The organism is Rhodoferax sp. U2-2l (assembly GCF_020594515.1).
Taxonomy (GTDB): Bacteria; Pseudomonadota; Gammaproteobacteria; order Burkholderiales; family Burkholderiaceae_C; genus Rhodoferax.
The window spans coordinates 135,908-156,014 of the sequence record NZ_JAJCTH010000009.1 but is presented as its reverse complement, the minus strand read 5'-3'; the positions used below and the strand labels follow the sequence as shown (position 1 = coordinate 156,014).

The following is a 20,107-nucleotide window of genomic DNA, read 5'->3' as shown; positions in this document are numbered from 1 at the left end:
TGTGGTCAGGCCCGCTTCACCGCGACTTCGGTCGTTTGCTCATCACGGGTTGTGGTGCTGACTGCAATTTGGGCGGCTGCAAGGTTCAAGAGAGTTGCCACACGACCCGTTTCTTCATCCGCCACAACTCCGCCGGGTATGGCTGCACCTTGGACCGCAACAAGATCACCAGTCAGGGACTCCACGCGAATCGCTCCGGTGGACTCAAGGTAGCGAAGCCAATTTTGGATACGGGCACCCGTCAGCCGCTGAGCCTCAAAAATGCCTGGATGCTGCTGCTGGAGGGTGTTGATGAGATCAACGCCCTGTGCATCGACAAATTTGGGCCACGACGCTGGCTGAGCCACCATCGCCATGGCATCGGTTAAATGACGGCGCGGTAAATGCCCCTGCTGCCGAACCATCGTGAGCAACAGGCCGATCAGGTGCGCGTCGGCCTCGTCCTTGATGACACCGTGCGACGAATAGCTGTGCTGAGCCTGCTCACCTGGCGGGGGCACCAACAGGCTCTGATACAGTTGTCCTGACGCATCGGCCAAGGTCATACGGTCAAATTCGCGCAGCACCAGCCGTTGAGTGCGGTATTCGCCGAGTTCTTTCTGCTCTTTGTTTTTGAGCACGCGGAAGGTTTCGGATGGGTAATCCTCGCCCATGATGTCCGCGGGATCAAGGATGTAGCAGAGCTCGTCGCGAGTGAGGCCGTAAAGTTTGGAGTAGTAGGCGTCGAGTTCAGCACGGAGTGTCGCGCGGCGTTCAGGGTTGAAGGCAAACGGCTCACCGTGGTAGTCAAGGTCTTGCGCCCACGGCAAAAGGTCGTGGGCGGTGTAAGTAAGCTCAAGAACACGAGAGTTGATGAAGGCAAGATTGGTATCGGTGTAGCGATCCGGTGGGAGGATGGGGAATTGTTTCAGGTAGCCATAAGTCAGATGCGTTCCACCCACTTTGACTCTTGCAACAAAATCCAGTACTAACGCGCTTAGGTTTGCTATCAGGCAAGCAAGTTTTTTCGGTGACTGGTCAGACATTAGGAATGGCACAGTATTTCCCAAAGCCAGCCTTGGCATGACAGTCGCGATTACCGTGCGCAACACATGCGCGCTAGTAATATCTCGCCATCCCATCAACCAATTACGACTCCACCCTCTATCACTTAAACGCTGCTCTACTTCTTTGGCTTCAACCCAATAACGCGGCGAAACGGTGAAATTAGGGTCCATCTTCTGGTCGACGGAAACGTCGTGACTTTCGCTGTCAAGACCATATGTCGCCCAACGATGGTCGTAGTGATGAATCATCTTCGCTTCGTACAGAGCCAGACGCTCTGGAGTTGACGAGTCTCTAAAATGATGACTGTCTTCGGCCATGTGAAACAGTCTTGAGTGGAAGCGTAATCCCCACGTATTTCCTCCCGGCTTGTTGTCGTCGATAAGTATTGGCACCGCTCTGTATAACTTTTTGGTCAGCTCTGCATCCATTTCTGAGCGGAGCACCGGGCAAGTTAAAGAGTTGGGACTTATGAGTTTGAATTCATCTGGGGTTAGTCGAAAGCGACGCCGCGGATCGTGAATTTGCTCTACCTTCTGCGCAAAAAAAACAAATTCCGCCTGTTCAGCCATCCCCAGTGTCAGCATGCAGAATCGAAAAGAATGATGGACATCTGGGAATATGAATTTTTCATTCTCGAATGAATGAATGCTGATCAACCTTCCTTGCTGTGTGTGATGCGCGAAATAGGCTTTGGTGCCATCGTCGGTCGCTATACCGGTTGGTACGATGAAGCCGGAACGACCTTGAGTATTGGTAATCTGGCTAATGGTTTCAGCAAACAAGGCATAGGTATTCACATCACCCACACCGGTGAGAGGGAAACGTCCGCCGTCCTCCCCCTTAACATGGGCAAACACGCTGGCGGCTTCCGCTGTGCGGCGGGCAATAATGAACTCGGCGTAAAGGCGCTGTTCGGCCTCGCAGTCATGCGGTGCGCGCTCCACTTGTGGGAATAGATGCTTTGCCAGCTTGCCCTCGGAGAGCCATTGAATGCGTTGGCTGCGTTCAGCTTTGTTTTTTGCCTCAAACACATCGCGGTGGCGAGTGGCGAAGAATTCTTCTTCCTGCAGTTTGATGCGCTCCCACGGTGGGTTACCCAGCACGCAGTCAAAACCGCCAGAGGCGAATACCTGTGGAAAGGCCAGCGGCCAGTGCAGCACGCGGGCCTCAACGCAGGCGGCTTGGGCAGCAGAGAGTGCGCCTTGCTGCGCCATGGGCAACGCATCACCGAGCAAGGTGAGGTAGAGCGTGGCGCTGGTGGGGATATGCGCTTCAGCACCCTCACGTTTGGTCAGCAGATAAGCACCCACCAGCAAATCAGCAGCGTGTGCCAAGCGGCTGGTTTTGGCCTGTTCCAAAAAAGCGCGATAGGCGACCTCTTTGTCTGCAATCTCCTGAGTGGTGTTATCCGGGAGAGCTTCGATAGCTTGCAAGTGTCTTAGGCCATTTCCGACAGCGCTTGCCACATCGAGTTGTCCAAAAGCGCGAGCATTGCGTTTCTTAACCAGGTCCTTGAGCGCTGCGGTGTTGATTTTGGCGAGCTGTTTGCACACCTCTTTGTCATCGCCGGAGAGCGGTTTGAAAGCATCCTTGGCAATGCCTAACTCCAGCGTCTTGAGGTCAATGAGCCCCAGCAGCGCGTCACCACATTGCAGGTGGTGGTCCAAAAAGCTCAAGGGGCGGCCTTCTTCAAAGCCTTCCAGCCACAGTGCGGTACGGGCCAGTTCCACGGCCATGGGGTTGCGGTCTACGCCGAAGATGCAGCGGCCAATGACCTCGCGCAAGGCGTGGCGATAAGCCAGCGGGGTGACGGCACCGTCGGGTGAGCGCAAGCTGGCCAGGCGCTCTGCCAGGCGGCGTGCGGCTGCCAGCAAAAAGTGGCCGCTGCCACAGGCCGGGTCGATCACGCGGATGGCAAGCAATGCGTCCACCGGGATGGCGGGGTTGGCGGCCAGGCGCTGGGTGATGACGGGATCGAGTGCGCTTTTGATGAGCTCTTTAACCAGGCTGTCGGGGGTGTAGTAGCTGCCCGTGAGTTTGCGGTCATTTCCCGCCGTGCTGCCCACGCTGGTGATCCCGACAAAGCCAAAGCTGCGGGCGTGCAAATCCACCTCGGGCACCAGTTCCAGCAGGCTTTCATAGACGCTGCCGAGTTCTTCGGTGTCCATGTTGCGGTAGTCAATGGGGGCCAGTGGGCCACCGGCACGCTTGGCCCAGCGCAGGCTTTGCATGACGGCCAGCAGGTCGGCGTTGGTGAGCTGGGTACCGTCCAGCGCGCGGCATTGGGTGGGTGCAAACAGGCCACCCAGAGCGGGCAGGCCCAGGCGGGTTTCACCCTGGGCCAGGCCTTTGAAGACGATCTTGATGCATTGCCATAGGTCATCAAACTTTGTGCGGGCACGGCGGCGCAAGGCCATGTCGCGCAGGCGGGACAGGGCATAGCCTTGTGCGTAGGCCTGGGCGGCAGCCAGCTTGGCGCGGGCGGTGGCGGGGTCGTCCTGAGGCTGGGGAGCGTTGGGAATGAGCCCGCGCTCTTCCACACTGAAGACGAAGATAAAGCGGTAGATGAGGCGCAGCAGTTGGGCAAAGTAGGCTGACTGGCTCAGGCTGCCGTCTTGCAGGGCTAGGCGCAAGGCCTCGTTGCCGGGGTGCTGCAAAAAACCCTGGCCTAGGGTGATGAGGGCTTCGGTCACGCCCAGGCGCAAGCCGTCGCGCACGCGGGTGCCTTCTTCTTGACCCGCTTCGCGCCAGCTTTCCCACACCACTGGGGCGGGTGTCTCACTTGTGCCACTCACCAGGCCAGCGCGGCTGGCATGCAGCAAGCGCCAGGCGTAGGCAAATTCGGCAAAGCGCTGGCCGCTGAGAAGGTCTTGCAGATCAATGTCGAGGTAGCTGGGGCGTGTCAGGGTGGCGGCATCGCGCAGCAGACGCAGGGTTTTGCCGTTGGTGACGATGGCCCACTGGTGATCTGGGCTGGCGTTGAGCAACTCTTGGGCTAGCTGGAAAGGCGTTTTCTTGCGGCTGCCGCTGCCTTGGATGGCAAAGCGTGTGTCTGCGTCGTCCAGGCCCAAGGTGTGGGGTACTACCACGATGGGAATGGCGTGCGCAGTGCTGCCTACCCCCGACGGAGGGGCCAGGAGGGAGATGGGGTAGTGGCGGTCTTCAAGGGTGATGCCGGGGATGGCATTCACGGCGGTGTAGCCAAATGCATCGCGCAGCAGCTCGGTCACAAAGGTGGTGGTGGCGTGCTGGGCATCAACGTCGACCCGCTCCAGCAGCGGGGCAAAGCCGCGCCACTGGGCGCAGGCAATCTGGAAGGAGCGGCTGTATTCGTCTTTGAGCTTGAGGCCTTTGGGGATGCCGTAATCGGCCTCGGTTTGCATGCGGGCCTGGCCCAGGGCGGCTTTTTCCAGCATGTCGGGCAGGAACAGGCCACCTTCAAGTTGCAGGGTGGGCAGGTTGAGCGCTGCGGTATGTTTTCGGACAGGTTTCATAACTGGGAACTACAGAGCGTCTGGCAGGAGGACATACACACCAATCACGTCGACCGGCAAACAGGGGGCCACACTGTACTGGCCCACGTCACGGGCGGCTTCGCGCACTCGGCGGTGGTCGGCCAGCAGGGTTTGGGCGCGCTCGTTGGCCAGGTCTTGCAGGCGTTGGGGGTGAGCTTGCAAGAAGTCCAGCGCCTGGCTTACCTCGCGGGTCATGGCCTCACGCGGCAGGTTGCCGGTGGGTTGGCATTCCAGCAACTGGGCGGTGGCATCGTCACTGAGCCACTCGGGGTTGCTGCGGCCTTTGACGGCCAGGGCCACGGTTTCTTCGGCCATCATCTGGTAAGGCTGGCGGCGGCGCACGTAGCCCAGTTGGTGACGCAAGCGCAGAAGGTAAACGGTGGTGACAATGTCCACCCCATTGGTGATGGTTGCGGCGCAGCGTGCGGTGACGCCGGATTCGCCCTGCAAGGCGGTTTCAATCAAATGGTCTGCCAGCACGGTCACAAGTGGGTGGCTGCGGTGGAGCTCGGCAAAGTTCAGGCCCAGGATGGGCTTGGCGCTGTCTGGCACCAGGCCTTCGTCAGTGAGGCGTTGGCGCAGGGCTTCGGGCAGGTGCTGGGTGGGCAGCCGGTACAGGGTGTTGCCAGCTGTGCGGCGGACGGCCTCCAGCGGGGCATTCAGGCGGACGCAGGCGCTTTGCACAAAGCGCTGCACATCGGCACTGCTGCCCAGGGCAGTCTGCTGCTTTTGCCACTCGGGAAGCACTTCGTCGGGGCGGATACGGCGCTGGGCGAATTTTGTGCGGTTGAGCTTGGCTTTTTCCAGCGCATCGGTCCACAGGGTTTGCAAGGGGACCAATACTTGCTCGGCCTCGGCAAAGTCAAAACCCAATTGCTGGTTACGCGGCGCGTTGCGCTTCATCAGTGCGGCTTTCACCATGGCCTGGTTGATGCGCAGTTTGTCTTCTGGCATGGGCACCAGCACGCCCAGTTCTTTCTGGATGGCCTCGCCCTTACGCAAGATGACGTTGAGCACAAACCCGTCCACCGGGTTGTCTTGCCCATAGAGCATGGTGCAGCGCACCTCGGGGGCTAGCTGGCCAAAGCGGTCTACGCGGCCCTCGCGCTGCTCGTGACGGGTGGGGTTCCAGGCCAGGTCGTAGTGCACCACGGCGGTAAACAGGTGCTGAAGGTTGATGCCTTCAGACAGACAGTCAGTGGCGACCAGAATACGGCCACCATCCGCCTCGACACCTTCCGCCATGCTCTCGACCTTGTCACGGCGTTCTTCTGGGCTGAGTTCGCCGGTGACCACATCCACCAGCACTTTGGGAAAGTGTTTTTTCAGCTCGGCGGCAACGTAGTGAGCGGTGGCCACATAACGGCAGAACACCACGGGGGCAAAGCCGTCTTTGACCAAGCCGTCCACGTGGGTGATGAGCACGGCCAGTTTGGGGTCACCGACTTTGCCGGACAAGCGCTGGGCCTCAACAATCAGCGCTTGCAAGTGCTGGGCATCTTGCAGGCGGTCGTTGATCTGGCCTGCGGGCTCCAAGTCATTGCTGCCGAGGTCATCGGCCTGGCCGTCGTGCAGGCGCTCGTCTTCGAGCAGATCGTCATCGCCCTCAGCAGCCAGGGCTTCGGTTTTGCCTTCCAGGCGGGTGCTGAGCGCTTTGACGGCTGTGGCGGGGCTGGAGGCGACGCAGCGCAGCAGGGCCAAGGTGGCGTACCAGATCAGGCGGGCGCTGCCATGCTGGCTTTGCTCCACCGATTCGGCCATTTCGCGGCAATAGGTTTGCACCGCATCAAAAAAAGCGCCCCAGTCACCAGTGAGCTGGTAGGTGAGCTCGGTTTTCATTCGGCGGGCAAAGCCACGACCATCTTGGGTTTCGGCCTGCCATTCCACAATATCTTTGCGGCGGCGCTGCACAAAATGTCGGGCGAGCTGGTCGCGCAGCGGATCGTCGGCCAAGGTACGATTTTGCAGACCCAAAAAGGCAGGGTCAAGCAGGGAAAGCAAGTTGTAAAACGCGACCTCATCCCCTGAGTGCGGCGTGGCGGTGAGCAGCAGCAGGTGGCGCTCAGTATCTTTGGCAAGACGCTGAAGCAACTCAAACCGCAACTGTTTACCTGCACCGCTGCTGGCGCAGGTGTGGGCTTCGTCGACGATGATGCACTCGGGAGCGATACTTAAAAAATGTTCACGGTGGCGTTCGCTTTTGATGTAGTCCAGGCTGACCACCACGATGGGGTGATGGTCAAACAGGCCTACGCCATGCGGCAAGTCGCGCTCTATACGGCTGGCGCTGGCGGACGTGAGGGCGATGGCCTGCATGTTGAAGCGGTCTTGCAACTCCGCCTGCCACTGCTCCACCAGGTGGGGCGGGCAGAGCACGGCCAGGTGGCGGACTTCGCCACGATCCATCAGCTCGCGCACGATCAGGCCAGCCTCAATGGTTTTGCCAATGCCGACGTCATCCGCAATCAACAGGCGCACGGTGGAGAGACGCAAGGCCATGAGCAAGGGCACCAGCTGATAGGCGCGGGGTTCGACAGCGATATTCCCAAATGAGCGGAACGGCCCGCCACCTGCACGCAGCTTTAGGCGCAGAGCATCACGCAAGAGCAAGGCAGCAGCGTGGTTGCCGGGTTGCGTCGGGTCAGGCCAGGCAAAAGTGGCGGGCTCCACAGGCGCGAATTCCAGATCGGGGATCAGGGTAATGATGTCTTCATCCGCACCACCCAAGGGGCGCAAGCGCAGCAGGCTGCCGCCGCCGTCTCGCCGGGTGTCGGCTTGCACGACCCACTCGCGCCCGCGTGCACGCACCAAGTTGCCGGGGTGGAAATCATCGGTTGCTGTGGTCATGCGTGAAAAGGTTTGAAATTAGCTAAAGACATGAGGGTAAGCGGCGAACTGCTCTGACCACAGGGCTGAATTTGACATATTGATGACAGACCAGCCTTTATCGGTCAGTTCGGCCTGCCATGAGGCTTGCAAAGGCTGCAATATCACCAAGGTTCGGGCAGCTTTGTACTGGCCCGCTACGGTCAACTGGCCACCGAGCACCTGCAACTGGGTTTGATCCGGCACCTTGTGCCCACCAGCCTGAAGCGCCTGTTGCCATTGCTCAAAAAGCGCGTCATGGGTGCCTGCAGCCTCTGACACAGAGGGCGACTGACTTGGCTCAGCAGGTGCGGCAGCTACTTGGGCGTTGGCCAACGCGACCAGCATTTCAATGGCTTGCGTATTGCGTCGGTTGATGTGGTCATGGTCTGGCTGGTTGAAATATGACAACAGGCACTGGTAACAACCGGCTTCACAAATGCTGTGACCATCCTGCGTTTTTTGCTCCAGATTGTTCAAATCCTCCACCGACCAAGATCCTGCGGGTTCCCTGTAGTGCATCACGCGCAAGGCTGCAGCGGCTACCTGGGCCATGGCCTGGGGCTCTGTGGCCAAACGGGTCAAAACACCGGCTCCGCCTTCGGCTGCTTCGTAAAACAACAAGGCTTTGCGCTCGTCCTGTTTGGGCAAGGGCTCGGCCACCAATTCGGACTCTTCAATCTGAAAGGTCATTTCAATGCCGCGCTTAAGTGCGGCTTGTAGGGTTGCCATGGCTTCCAAATCAAGCGGCACATTGGGTGCCAGAATAAGGATGTTGCGGTGGTCCTCCACAAAGGGAACGATTTGCTGGTTGGGCACCTTGTCCAGCAAGCCATCATCGCTGCTGCCATCATCCGTGGCACCTGGCTCGTCTTTTTTACTCCACTGCCCGGTAATGGGGTTGATGTAGAAGCCGAGCTGATCCTTGTCTTTGCGTCGGCGCCAGCCACGGTTGATTCGCCAGATTTGCGCCGCAGGGGAATAAGTCAGCGCGGCCAAGGCATGAGCATCGTCACCGCTGTCACTGCCGATAAGTGACTTGTGCTGTGCGATCTTGCCGTCCAGCCCTGGCAGGAAGCGGTAGGTGGTTTGCAGCTCAAAGCCTTGGCGCTGACGGTCTTCGTCATTGATGGAGATGCGCTCAACGGGGATGGTTTCCACCGTCTCGATGCGGTAGAGGTTACGGACCCAATCATGGTCGGTGAGCAATGCGCCGCAGTTTTCGCAGCAGTTTTGGTATGGTTCGGCGCCATCTTCCTCTCCCATGTGGGCGTACCCGCATTGGCTGCATACACGGCTGGCCACAGTGGCGAGCGTGCTGTTACCCGAGATGTGATCGGCCGAGCCGACATTGAGCTTGGCACGCACCACGCGGTACATGCGACCCTGGTGATAAATGAGACTGCGCGGACCAAATTCAGACAATGCCAAAAAACGCGGGCGGCTAACCATGCTACCTTCGTCATCCTTGCCTTTGACAGCAGCCCCCCCTTTTGCGGGTATCCAAGCCATCAAAGGCAAGCGTGGAAAGTTATAGCCAGGCAAGAAGCCCTGGCTGGCCAGATAGCGATAGGTATAAAAATCAGAGTTCTGGCCGTTGCCCGACTTGAGCAACACGCTGTACTGACGGGCAGCATCACCATAACGGCGCTGGGCATTTTGCTTTTCAGCGTGCGAGGTGGTGTAGCTTTTAACCACCTGATCCGCCATGTCCATTTGCTTGCGGGTGGCATCCACCAAAGCCCGCCAGCGCTCAAAGGCGGCACTGAAGTCTTGACCCGCACGCTCAATGGTGGCAGCCACATGGTCGGCGGAGAACCATGGACTGCTGCTGAGCACGGAAGCAAGTTGGGCAACAAAGCCTTGGGAACTCTGCAGAGCGCGTGCGGTGACCTCTGGGGCATTGAGCTTGTCACGCAGGGCGGGCTGCAATGGTTTATCTACCTGCTCCAGATCAAGCAGGGGCGCGATGCTGGTGTCCAACTGCACTTGTGCAGCAGCAAGCCATACGGCGTGCAAGTGGCTTTCAATCAGATCGCGGTTGGCCAGGTCCAATGTGGGCGGCTTGACGATGCCGTGAACCATTTCGGTGGCGTGGTGGAAAAACCATTGGTCATGCGGGCTAAGGGCTGCGCAATAGGTGATGACGAGTGCCTGCTGCCCTGAGCGCCCTGCCCGGCCGCTGCGCTGGGCGTAGTTGGCAGGGGTGGGGGGTACGTTGCGCAGGTAGACCGTATTCAATGCCGAGATGTCGACGCCCAGCTCCATGGTGGGCGAGCAGAACATGACTGGCAGGCGCTCCAGCGGTGCCTCATGCGCGGGGTTGTCCAGCCAGTCCTTGCGGTCTTTTTCTGTATAGCGAAAGCGTTGCTCCAGCAACTGTCGGCGGGCAGAATCCACTTGCGCGGTGTGCTCTTGGGCCTCAAAGTCGAACAAGGGGTGCCCTTGCTGACGCAGGGTCTGAGCCACGGCCTGATACAGGTTGCGGAAAAATTGGTTATGTTTGCCGTCTTCCAACGCTTGCGATTCATCGACCAGCAACCAATCCATAGAAGACGCGTTGAGCCGCCAGCCAATCACCTGGCTGTCCACATCAAACTTCTGCACATAGCCGTAGTTGGATGCTGCCTGAAGCAACTGATCCGTCAGTTCCACCCACTGCGGGTCTTTCCAGCCGACAACCTGCCCAGCCGCCGCGCTGTCTTTCCAAAATGACGCTGCCTTGAGGTCTTTGAGGAGTCGGGAGCGAGAACCTCCCGGCACCAAGTCGGCACGAGGTTTACCTTTGTATTCGGGGCGTTTGGTCAAGATCAGGTATTTGGCAGTCTCCAGGTTTTCATCCGGCGCAAAGGCCCAACGCTCATTGAGGTACTGATGCGCTGTCGTCTTGGCCTTGTCTTGCTCCACTGCATCGAGGTAACGCGTCTCAAGACACAGGCTGCGGCGCATGCTGTCAAACAACATCCTGGCCAGTACAGTACGCTGAGCAGGATTGATCTTGGACAGCACTGGGCTGCCATTGAACAGTGATGCCTCCGATGCAAACTCATCGATACCACGGTAAGCGATGGAGAGCAGGTTCAACTGATCCAGATTGGGGTTATTGAAACGCCAGCCACGGCGCAAATCGCGCAAGAGGCGGTAGCCAATGATGAAACGCAAGGTACGCTGCGCATCCTGGCGCGCCAGGCCCATCAGCTTAGGCGTGCGCAGGTATTCGGCCAGCGTGCCAAAGTCCGTCTTGTCAAAACCAAGCGCCTTGAAAACAGCATCTGCCAGAGTTTCCTCAGTCAAGACACCCTGGTTGTTTTGCAAAGCGCCAATCAATGCAGAGCGCAAAGTGAGCAAAAACACGAAGTCATTGAAATGCCCAGCCTGCAAGGCGGCATCTTGCCGGTTGTCCGTGAAGCCCAGTAGCTTTCGCGGATCAGGCTGATCGGACGGCATGTCCTTCGCATCAAAGAGCTGCCGTATTGCACTGAGCGTGAGGATGGTGGTTGCTGATGAACGCCCCTCCCCCGACAAGCTGGCCAGGCGATTGATGTCTTTGCCATGGACCTCATGGGTCTGGCCACAATTCAAGCAGAACAGGAATTTGCCTGGAATGTACCAGTATGACTCGCCGCTGCCCTGCCAACCTTGTGGGCTGACCTGCACATCTTCAGGGACATGGTTTTTGAAGGTGCTTTTGACTCTCGGTGCAGCCTTGGTCAGGTCAAGCCATGACTCGGGCAAATCCTCAATGTCACCTTTGTAGGACTGGCTCAGACTTGACGGACACAAGAACCCATAGCGGGCTTTGTCATCTTCGTCGCCTGAGATGTCATCAATTTCACGGGGTGTGTACTCCTGCGCAGCCTGGCCCGAGCGCCACACAGGGTGGTACTCCTGCCCGCAATCACGGCAAAAGTGAACTGGATACAGCTGTGCACCCTCCTCTTGCCGACCAGGTGCAAAGCGCTGGGCATCCAAAGTAATGTGACGCACGCCAGCCGGTTCCAGCGTGGCGAGCACTTTGCCGGGGCCACTGATGAATTGGTGCAATTTGAAAGCAAAGGGGGCACGGCCCTGCGGTGTCTTGACATCGTTGGCTGCCACCAAGAAGCGTTGCAATCCAGCCATGGCTTCATCAGAGGTGCATTGCGCATCTGTGGCCAGCAGACCGGCAGCATCTTTCAGTGTGATGGGCTTTGCACGGCGGGGAGGCTCATCAGCAGGCAATTCAATGCCAAGCGTGAGCTCCACCCAAATGGCTAACGGGTCGTCGCTGAAGGCTTCAAAGTCGATCCAAGAATGTGATTCCTTCATTAGTGCGGCCTTCAGCAGCTGCTTGATGGCCTGAACGTCTTTGGCGGGGTTAGTGACCCGTTGCAGTGTTTCGCCAATAACATCGTTCTCTGTGATGGATGCCCCGAACAACAAGCTGGCAACGCTCGCCACTGTTAGGTTGCGATCAGCCTGGGTACCTGTGGAAGACATGGTGGCCGATGTACCAATGCACACCAGTTGATCGGCCTTCAATCGTTCGCGCAAGCGGCGCACCAAAAGCGCAACGTCGGCGCCCTGTCGGCCACGATAGGTATGCAGCTCATCCAACACCAAGAACTCAAGCCCTTGACAATGCTCAACCACCTGACGGTCAATCTCTTCGAAGCGCGTGAGAATTAGCTCCGCCATCATAAAGTTCGTGAGCAGAATGTCGGGGGGGCTATTGGCAATCTCTTGTCGGTCTGCCGAGCTTTCTTGGCCGGTATAACGGGCAACAGTAAAGGGTGCCTCGCCCTTGGTGTAACCATGCAAAAACTTGTCGAGCTCCTCTAACTGACTGTTAGCAAGGGCGTTCATCGGATAAATTATGATTGCCCGCGTGCGCTTCTGGGAATCACCCGCCTTGGCTTTGACAATGCGGTCGATGATGGGAATGAAGAACGAGAGAGATTTGCCAGAGCCTGTGCCAGTGGTGACGACAAAGCTTTGGTGCTTTTGAGCCTTGGCCAGAGCCTGCAACTGATGGACGTACAGGTGCAGGTCAGCGGACTTTCCTTCGGTTTTTCCAGCCTGGAAGATATGTGCGCAATCTGGATGCAGCAACCCGTCTTTTGCCAACTGCTGAACCGTGCCACTGCGCTTGTAGTTAGGGTTAATCTGGATCAGTGGCTCAGGCCAGTAGCGGCCACGGGCATATTCTTCTTCCACTTTGACCAGAATGTCTGGCGCTGCAACTTTGGAAAAGCTTCGCGAAAACGAGCTGTATTCGCCAATGAGCCGGTTGCGAAAGTTGAAAACGTCATCCATAAGGCGAGTCCCTGAATTGTTGGCTGGCTCCTGAAAAGCCACACCAATTTGTCCGATTTTCCCTAACTGTAACGGGCAGGACAGCGGAGACTACTCAAAAAACTTCTGCAGCCGTGACCGACCGGCGAACATTGACCCATCCATGTTTGAATACCCGCATTCGGGTTACGAGTTCGATCAAGGCTTTGACTGAAATGGGCACTTCAGAGTCGCTCCCAACCGGCAGGTCATAAGCAACCTCATCATTGGAATTTCCACTCTTGAGACAGTGTCCTACATGAACCTCTGTCTTATCTTCGGCAACAACTTCGTGTTGCTGTTCATGAAATTCAGAAGCTCGCCACTGAACTCGAGTCTTCTGAGGATGCAAAATTGACATTCGCTTTGTACAAGCGTTCTGCCTACATCATTCACCGGTGCGCCTGCTCTATGCATTGGCCAAGTGGGCTGCCTCCCAATTCTGCCGTTTGACGCAAATGAATTTCGTCCCCTGCACCTTTGGGTCTGGATATACGTTCACTTTTGCGGTCGTGGCCTCGCACAAAGTATGGCTTGTCGTGGATTGCTGATTTTGTGAGCGTCCATGGTGTTCTTGGGTGCACGAGAAAAGGCGACAGTTCGTGCAAAGATCCAGGGCACAAGTCCAATACTCAAGATTTACTGAATTTCGGTTTCGTCATGTTCGACTGAGGCACAGTCGTGGCACATACAGGGCGCAGTGGGGCATCGCCAACAACAGCTGACGATTGGTCTTTTTCGGATCAAACTGCTGTTTGACTATTAGACACCAGTGCAAATTCCCGGCAATTTGTCATATTTGATAGCATCAAACTTATGACTGGTGCGGCTGGCGGGGATCGAACCCACGACCCTTGGCTTCGGAGGCCAATACTCTATCCACTGAGCTACAGCCGCAACTCTAAAAAAGACCAATATTCACATTTTCGCAGAGAGCCCGGATGACTATAGGCTTCGGAGGCCAATACTCTATCCACTGAGCTACAGCCGCATTTTTCTCTCAAGCGCTGGATTGTAGGTGGTTTCAGTGGCCGGCTCGTCGCAGCTGCTGTCGGTTTCTGCGACCGGTCAGTGTTGGCAACCCAGGCTGCTTCCCAGCGTTGGACTCATCAACCTGTCCCCACGTCCGGCCCAAAGAGGGTGGACGTGGGCGTGACCCAGCGCTTGCAGGCCGACGGCTGGGGTCTACTGGCTTCGGAGCGCTTGGGGGCTTTTGACAAAGCCGAACTGGCGCGGCAGCACCTGGCTGGCGACGTCTTGCGGCAACCACAGGCCACGTTCCACCGCATCCGCCGCACGCTCCATGTCCTGGGTATGCACCAGGCCCAGACCGGTATCCGCTGCCAGAAACAGGTGGCCCAGCTCGTCTAGCCAGCAGCTCTGAACCTGCGCGCTGCGGCCCCTATGGTCCTTGACCGTGAAGTCCGCCTGCACCCGCCAGACCAGCGGCGCGGCTTGCAGTTCCACATACACACGCTGCGGGCCGTTCTGAAAAAACCAGCAGCCTTTGGCGTCGGCACTGTAATTGCGGCCGATGAAATCAATCAGTTTCTCGTGTTGCAGCAACGAGCCTTTGGCGCCCGGTTGGCCGCTGTCGAACGCACCCGCCGCCTGAGCGCGGTCATCGCGCATGTACCAGTTGCCCCGGGCGTCCAGCCCGAGCCAGCCATAACAGTCGGGCACATTCGGCCATTTGGCCATGGCCTGTTTGACGATGTCATCCATGCGGTTCTCCATGCGTTGCCAGCCAGCCGCCCACCTGCTCGGGCAGGGTGCGCACGTGGCCGGGGGGGCTGCCTGCGGCAAAACCCACGTGACCGCCGCCATGGGGTTGCCACAGGGTCACACTGGTGCCCACCTGGCCGCTCTGGGGCAAGCTGCCCGCAGGCACAAACGGGTCGTTGCGTGCATTCACCACCAGCGTGGGCACCTTGATTTGGGCCAGATGCGGCTTGGCAGAAGCTCTGGCCCAGTAGTCGTCGGTGTTTTTGAAGCCGTGCAGCGGGGCGGTGAACAGGTTGTCAAAGGTGTACAGATCACGTGCGTCGCGCAACGCCTGCGCGTTGAACAGACCGGGGTACTGTGCCAGTTTGCGCAAGGCCTTGGGCTTCATGCTGGCCAGAAACATGCGGGTGTACACCTGCCGGTTGAGCCCGTGACCGATGGCGCGGCCACTGGCAGCCAGGTCCACCGGCGCGGAGATGCTGGCCAGCGCTGCCACCACCCGGTCCGCCGTGCTGCCCGCTTCTTCGGCCCAGCGCAGCAAGGCGTTGCCACCCAGCGAGACGCCGACCGCCACGATGCGACCCGCATGGCATTGGCGCAGACGGTGCAACACCCAGCCGATTTCTTCAAAGTCGCCCGAGTGGTAGGCGCGCGGTGCCAGGTTGATGTCACCACCACAGCCTCTGAAATGCGGCACCACGTAACTGAACCCATGCTGGCGGGCGTACCCGGCAAAAGCCAGCGCGTAATGGCTGCTGGATGAGCCCTCCAAGCCATGAAACATCACCATCAGCGTCTGGGCGCCCGGGGTATCGAGCCAATCCAGGTCGATGAAATCACCGTCCGGTGTTGTCCAGCGTTCACGTCGATAGGCTGGCGTCTTGCCGCCCTTTGCGGTGTGCTGGCGGCGGGTGTGAAGGGCTGGCCAGATGGTTTGTGCGTGACCACCGGGCAGCCACCACGGCGCCAGGTAGTTCACAACCAGCGCTCCCTGGCCAACCCGGGGCGCCAAGCCCACCTAGTGCAACACATGGGGTGAGTCCGAAATGTCCTCGGACTCGTTGGCACCACCCGCACTGACGTGGTGGGCCACCATGCGCCAGCCTTGGGCGGTTTTGAAGTACACGTTGGTGGCAAGGGCATAGGCCTGGACCGAGCCTTCGTTGGTGAGGATGTCGATGCGTTCGCGCACGCTGTGCACGGCGCAGGTCATGTGCTCCAGTTTGCGCAAGGCTTCCATCTGGATGCGCACACCGCCGTGGCTGAGCACGGCATCAAACGCCGCCCGCACGGCGCCCAGGCCGACCAGCCGCGGACTGCCAGGATGGACGCAGATGACCTCGTCGTCATCTGCCCAGCAGGCCATCAGGCGCTCGATGTCGCCGGTTTGCAGCGCTTCGTAAAAGCTGGCTTCGGTTTCATCAGCGGTGCCGCCCAGCGTGGCGGATTTTTTGGGTGCTTTGGACATGTGTGGTGGGCCATCAGGTAAGGTTTGATTTTGCCCTGTTTGCGCAAGATGGCGCCGGGCGCCAAAACACATGCGGGTGGCATGCCTAGCGCTGGCGCCCTGCCTAAGCGACAGGGTGCGTGTGCTAAGGTTGCGGTTTTTACGCCGGGAGATGAAGATGAGACGTTGGTTTTTGGTGATGTCGGCGGCGCTGGCGCTGAGCGGTTGCGGCTACAACGATTTTCAGAGCCTGGACGAGCAGACCAAATCGGCCTGGAGCGAGGTGCTGAACCAGTACCAGCGTCGCGCGGACCTGGTGCCCAACATTGTGGCCACCGTCAAAGGGGAGGCGGCGTTTGAGCAGGAGACCTTGACCAAGGTGATTGAGGCCCGCGCCAAGGCGACGTCGATCCAGGTCACCCCCGAGACGCTGAACGACCCCGAGGCCTTCAAGCGGTTTCAGGCCGTGCAGGGAGAGTTGGGCTCTGCCCTGAGTCGGCTGATGGCGGTGTCCGAGCAGTACCCCAACTTGAAGGCCAATCAAGGCTTCAGTGACCTGCGGGTGCAACTGGAAGGCACGGAAAACCGGGTCACCGTGGCACGCAACCGCTACATCCAGGCGGTGCAGCAATACAACACGCTGGCACGCAGCTTTCCGACCAACCTGACCGCCATGGTGTTTGGATACCAGGCCAAGGAAGGTTTCACGGTTCAGAACGAAGCCGCCATTTCGACCCCGCCCGTGGTTGATTTCAACAAGAAATGAAGCAGTTGCTGGCCCGCCTGACGGCCGGGCTCCTGGGACTCTGGTTGCTGCTGGGTGCGGTACACGCGCAACAGGCCGTGCCCGCGCTGACCGCCCGGGTGATGGACCTGGCTGGCGCGCTCACCCCTGAGGCACGCAGCGCGCTCGACGCCAAACTGGCCGCGTTTGAGACGCAAGCTGGCAGTCAATTGGTGGTGCTGTTGGTCGCCACGACCCAGCCCGAAGACATCGCCGCCTACACCTTCCGGGTGGCCGACAGCTGGAAGATTGGCCGCAAGGCGGTCGGTGACGGTGTTTTGCTGGTCGTCGCCGTGCAAGACCGGCGGGTACGCATCGAAGTCGCCCGCACGCTGGAGGGCGCCATTCCCGACCTGGCCGCCAAACGCGTGATTGACGAAGTGATCACACCACGCTTTCGCCAGGGCGACTACGCGGGTGGCATCGACGCCGGCCTGGACCGGCTCATCGGTTTGATTCGGGGTGAAGCCCTGCCAGCCCCGGCTGCCCCGGGCAACGACGGGCCGTTTGGCAGCCTGTTGGGCCAGGACATGGGCGACCTGCTCATTTTTTTCCTGGTCGCTGTGCCGGTGATCGGCGCGGTGGCCAAGAACATCCTCGGTTCGCGCCTGGGTTCCGTGGCCACCGGCGGTGTGGCGGGCTGGATCGCTTTTGACATGACCACCAGCCTGTTGATTGGCGGCTTGGTGGGTGTCGGGGCACTATTTGTCTCCCTGCTTTTTTCCTTGGGCGGCAACCACACCGGCCGGGGCGGCGGCACAGGTGGCTTTGGCGGCGGCCTGGGCGGCAGCGGTTGGGGCGGCGGCGGCTCGCGCGGTGGCTTGGGTGGTGGTGGCGGCTTCAGGTCGGGCGGCGGCGGCGGTTTTGGCGGCGGTGGTGCCTCGGGAGGCTGGTGATGCTCACAAAACTTGTTCGATTGTTCAAACACCGATGGCAGGGTGACGACCTGACACGCCGTGTGCTGCCGCCCAAGGTGCTGGACGCATTGACGCAGGCGGTACAAGCCAGCGAGAAGCTTCACAGCGGTGAAATACGCATCGATGTCGAAGGCGGCCTGCCCAGCATTTACCTTTGGCGCGACGGACCTCTGCCCGACATCATCCGCAGCCGGGCGGTGATGCAATTCAGCAAATTGCGGGTGTGGGACACGGCCGACAACAACGGCGTGCTGATTTATGTGCTGCTGGCTGAGCGCGCCATCGAGATCGTGGCCGACCGGGGACTCAACGACAAGGTCAGCCCACAAACGTGGCAGCAGCTCATTGAGCACATGCGCGAATCGTTTCGCCAGGGCCGCTTTGAAGGCGGCCTGCATCAGGCGGTGGCCGAGGTGTCACACCTGCTGGTGACCCACTTCCCCCTGGCGTCGGGTGCCCACAACCCGAACGAGTTGCCTGACGCGCCCTCCGTACGTTGAGGTTGGGACACGCGGCGATCAAGCGCCCACAAAAAAGCCCGGTTAGACCGGGCTTTTTGTTTTGCGCCAGAAGCCTTACTTCTTGCCGCGATACCGGCGCAACGCGCTGATTTGCGCCGCCATGATCGCCAACTCGGATGAGGCCTTGGCCAAATCCAGGTCAGTCTTGGCGTTTTTCATGGCCTCTTCAGCCGCTTGCCTGGCTTCGTTGGCTTTCTCGTCGTCCAGGTCTTTGCCGCGAATGGCCGTGTCAGACAACACGGTCACGCAGTCGGGTTGGACTTCAAGGATGCCGCCAGCGACGAAAACAAACTCTTCGCCGCCATCCGCCATTTCGATGCGCACCGACCCCGCCTTGATGCGGGTGATCAGCGGCGTGTGGCGGGGGTAAATGCCCAGCTCGCCCGCTTCACCCGGCAAGGCCACAAAACGCGCCTCGCCAGAGAAGATGGACTCTTCGGCACTGACCACATCAACGTGAATAGTGTTCATTTTTTTCCTAATCAGTTGGGGACAGCGCTAGAGACTGTCCCGCAAAATCATCAGATTTTCTTGGCTTTTTCGAACGCTTCGTCGATGGTACCGACCATGTAGAACGCCTGTTCCGGCAGGTGATCACATTCGCCAGCCACAATCATCTTGAAGCCACGGATGGTTTCAGCCAAAGAGACATATTTGCCGGGTGAACCAGTAAACACTTCAGCCACGTGGAACGGCTGCGACAGGAAACGCTGGATCTTGCGAGCGCGGGCCACGGTCAGCTTGTCTTCAGGCGCCAATTCGTCCATACCCAGAATGGCGATGATGTCGCGCAACTCTTTGTAACGCTGCAAGGTGCCCTGCACGGCGCGGGCGGTTTCGTAGTGGTCCTGGCCCACCACGTTCGGGTCGAGCTGGCGGCTGGTGGAGTCCAGCGGGTCCACAGCGGGGTAAATACCCAGCGACGCGATGTCACGGCTCAGCACCACGGTGGAATCCAAGTGGGCAAAGGTGGTGGCAGGCGACGGGTCGGTCAAGTCATCGGCGGGCACGTAAACGGCCTGGATCGAGGTGATGGAACCCACCTTGGTCGAGGTGATCCGCTCTTGCAGGCGGCCCATTTCTTCGGCCAAAGTCGGCTGGTAACCCACGGCGGAAGGCATACGACCCAGCAGCGCGGACACTTCGGTACCGGCCAGTGTGTAGCGGTAGATGTTGTCCACAAAGAACAACACGTCACGGCCTTCGTCACGGAACGATTCAGCAATGGTCAAGCCGGTCAAGGCCACGCGCAGACGGTTGCCCGGAGGCTCATTCATCTGACCGTACACCATGGCCACTTTGGAGTCTTCCAACTTCTCGAGGTTCACCACGCCGGAGTCAGCCATCTCGTGGTAGAAATCATTGCCTTCACGGGTACGCTCACCCACACCGGCAAACACCGACAAGCCGCTGTGCGCCTTGGCAATGTTGTTGATCAGTTCCATCATGTTCACGGTCTTGCCCACACCGGCACCACCGAACAGACCGACCTTGCCGCCCTTGGCGAACGGGCAGACCAAGTCAATCACCTTGATGCCGGTTTCCAGCAGTTCTTGTGACGGGCTCAGTTCGTCGTACACCGGCGCTTTGCGGTGAATGGACATGTGCAAAGAAGCATTCACCGGACCACGCTCGTCAATGGGTGCACCCAGCACGTCCATGATGCGGCCCAGGGTGGCCGTACCCACAGGCACCGAAATAGGCTTGCCGGTGTTGGACACCATCAGGCCACGGCGCAGACCATCAGAAGAACCCAGCGCAATGGTCCGGACGATGCCGTCACCCAGTTGCTGTTGCACTTCCAGGGTCAGGGTAGAGCCTTCGAGCTTGAGCGCGTCATAAATGTGGGGCATGTGGTCGCGCGGAAATTCCACGTCAACCACAGCGCCGATGCACTGAACGATCTTGCCTTGCACAGCCGCGTTCGTGTTGGTAGTTTCTTGAGCCATTTGGTTTTGCTCCAATAAATTTGA

Annotated in this window: 11 protein-coding genes and 1 tRNA gene; 3 read left to right on the top strand and 9 right to left on the bottom strand. The window is 59.1% G+C overall.

The annotated features are described in order from the left end of the window. Nucleotides 1-5: 5 nt before the first annotated feature. The 7 genes from LHU53_RS10230 to LHU53_RS10200 form a co-directional block, all read right to left on the bottom strand. Complete coding sequence (locus LHU53_RS10230) at nucleotides 6-4,541, bottom strand: N-6 DNA methylase (RefSeq protein ID WP_227332548.1); 4,536 nt, start codon at nucleotides 4,539-4,541, stop codon at nucleotides 6-8. A gap of 9 nt (nucleotides 4,542-4,550) precedes the next feature. Further along, complete coding sequence (locus LHU53_RS10225; RefSeq protein ID WP_227332547.1) at nucleotides 4,551-7,409, bottom strand: helicase-related protein; 2,859 nt, start codon at nucleotides 7,407-7,409, stop codon at nucleotides 4,551-4,553. Nucleotides 7,410-7,427: 18 nt separating this feature from the next. Next, nucleotides 7,428-12,722, bottom strand: a complete 5,295-nt coding sequence (locus LHU53_RS10220) for a DEAD/DEAH box helicase (protein ID WP_227332546.1) — start codon at nucleotides 12,720-12,722, stop codon at nucleotides 7,428-7,430. Between the two features lie 839 nt (nucleotides 12,723-13,561). Beyond that, a tRNA-Arg gene (locus tag LHU53_RS10215) sits at nucleotides 13,562-13,637 on the bottom strand. Between the two features lie 288 nt (nucleotides 13,638-13,925). Beyond that, the gene (locus tag LHU53_RS10210; protein ID WP_227332545.1) at nucleotides 13,926-14,465 is read right to left on the bottom strand and encodes a DUF2946 family protein; all 540 of its coding nucleotides are present in this window, start codon (nucleotides 14,463-14,465) and stop codon (nucleotides 13,926-13,928) included. Beyond that, nucleotides 14,458-15,444 carry an alpha/beta fold hydrolase gene (locus tag LHU53_RS10205; protein WP_227332544.1) on the bottom strand — a complete coding sequence of 329 codons (987 nt, stop codon included), beginning with the start codon at nucleotides 15,442-15,444 and terminating at the stop codon, nucleotides 14,458-14,460. Before LHU53_RS10205 ends, LHU53_RS10210 begins: the two co-directional genes overlap by 8 nt. A 39-nt stretch (nucleotides 15,445-15,483) precedes the next feature. Then, nucleotides 15,484-15,933, bottom strand: a complete 450-nt coding sequence (locus LHU53_RS10200) for a nuclear transport factor 2 family protein (RefSeq protein ID WP_227332543.1) — start codon at nucleotides 15,931-15,933, stop codon at nucleotides 15,484-15,486. Nucleotides 15,934-16,084: 151 nt separating this feature from the next. On the opposite strand from LHU53_RS10200, the gene LHU53_RS10195 reads away from it, so the two are divergent. The 3 genes from LHU53_RS10195 to LHU53_RS10185 are packed head-to-tail and all read left to right on the top strand — an operon-like array spanning nucleotide 16,085 to nucleotide 18,113. After that, nucleotides 16,085-16,678, top strand: coding sequence for a LemA family protein (locus LHU53_RS10195; RefSeq protein ID WP_227332542.1), 594 nt, complete (start codon nucleotides 16,085-16,087; stop codon nucleotides 16,676-16,678). Continuing rightward, nucleotides 16,675-17,592: a YgcG family protein gene (locus tag LHU53_RS10190; RefSeq protein WP_227332541.1), complete on the top strand. Its 918-nt coding sequence runs from the start codon at nucleotides 16,675-16,677 to the stop codon at nucleotides 17,590-17,592. The genes LHU53_RS10195 and LHU53_RS10190 overlap by 4 nt, the downstream gene beginning before the upstream one ends. After that, on the top strand, nucleotides 17,592-18,113 hold the full coding sequence (locus LHU53_RS10185) for a TPM domain-containing protein (protein ID WP_227332540.1): 522 nt from the start codon (nucleotides 17,592-17,594) through the stop codon (nucleotides 18,111-18,113). The genes LHU53_RS10190 and LHU53_RS10185 overlap by 1 nt, the downstream gene beginning before the upstream one ends. A gap of 75 nt (nucleotides 18,114-18,188) precedes the next feature. Here LHU53_RS10185 and LHU53_RS10180 read toward each other — a convergent pair whose 3' ends face one another. Together LHU53_RS10180 and atpD are read right to left on the bottom strand one after the other, a co-directional pair. Then, a complete protein-coding gene (locus tag LHU53_RS10180; protein ID WP_227332539.1) occupies nucleotides 18,189-18,605 on the bottom strand; it encodes a F0F1 ATP synthase subunit epsilon in 417 nt (138 codons plus the stop codon). Between the two features lie 50 nt (nucleotides 18,606-18,655). Continuing rightward, the gene (atpD, locus tag LHU53_RS10175) at nucleotides 18,656-20,083 is read right to left on the bottom strand and encodes a F0F1 ATP synthase subunit beta (protein WP_227332538.1); all 1,428 of its coding nucleotides are present in this window, start codon (nucleotides 20,081-20,083) and stop codon (nucleotides 18,656-18,658) included. Nucleotides 20,084-20,107 lie beyond the last annotated feature (24 nt).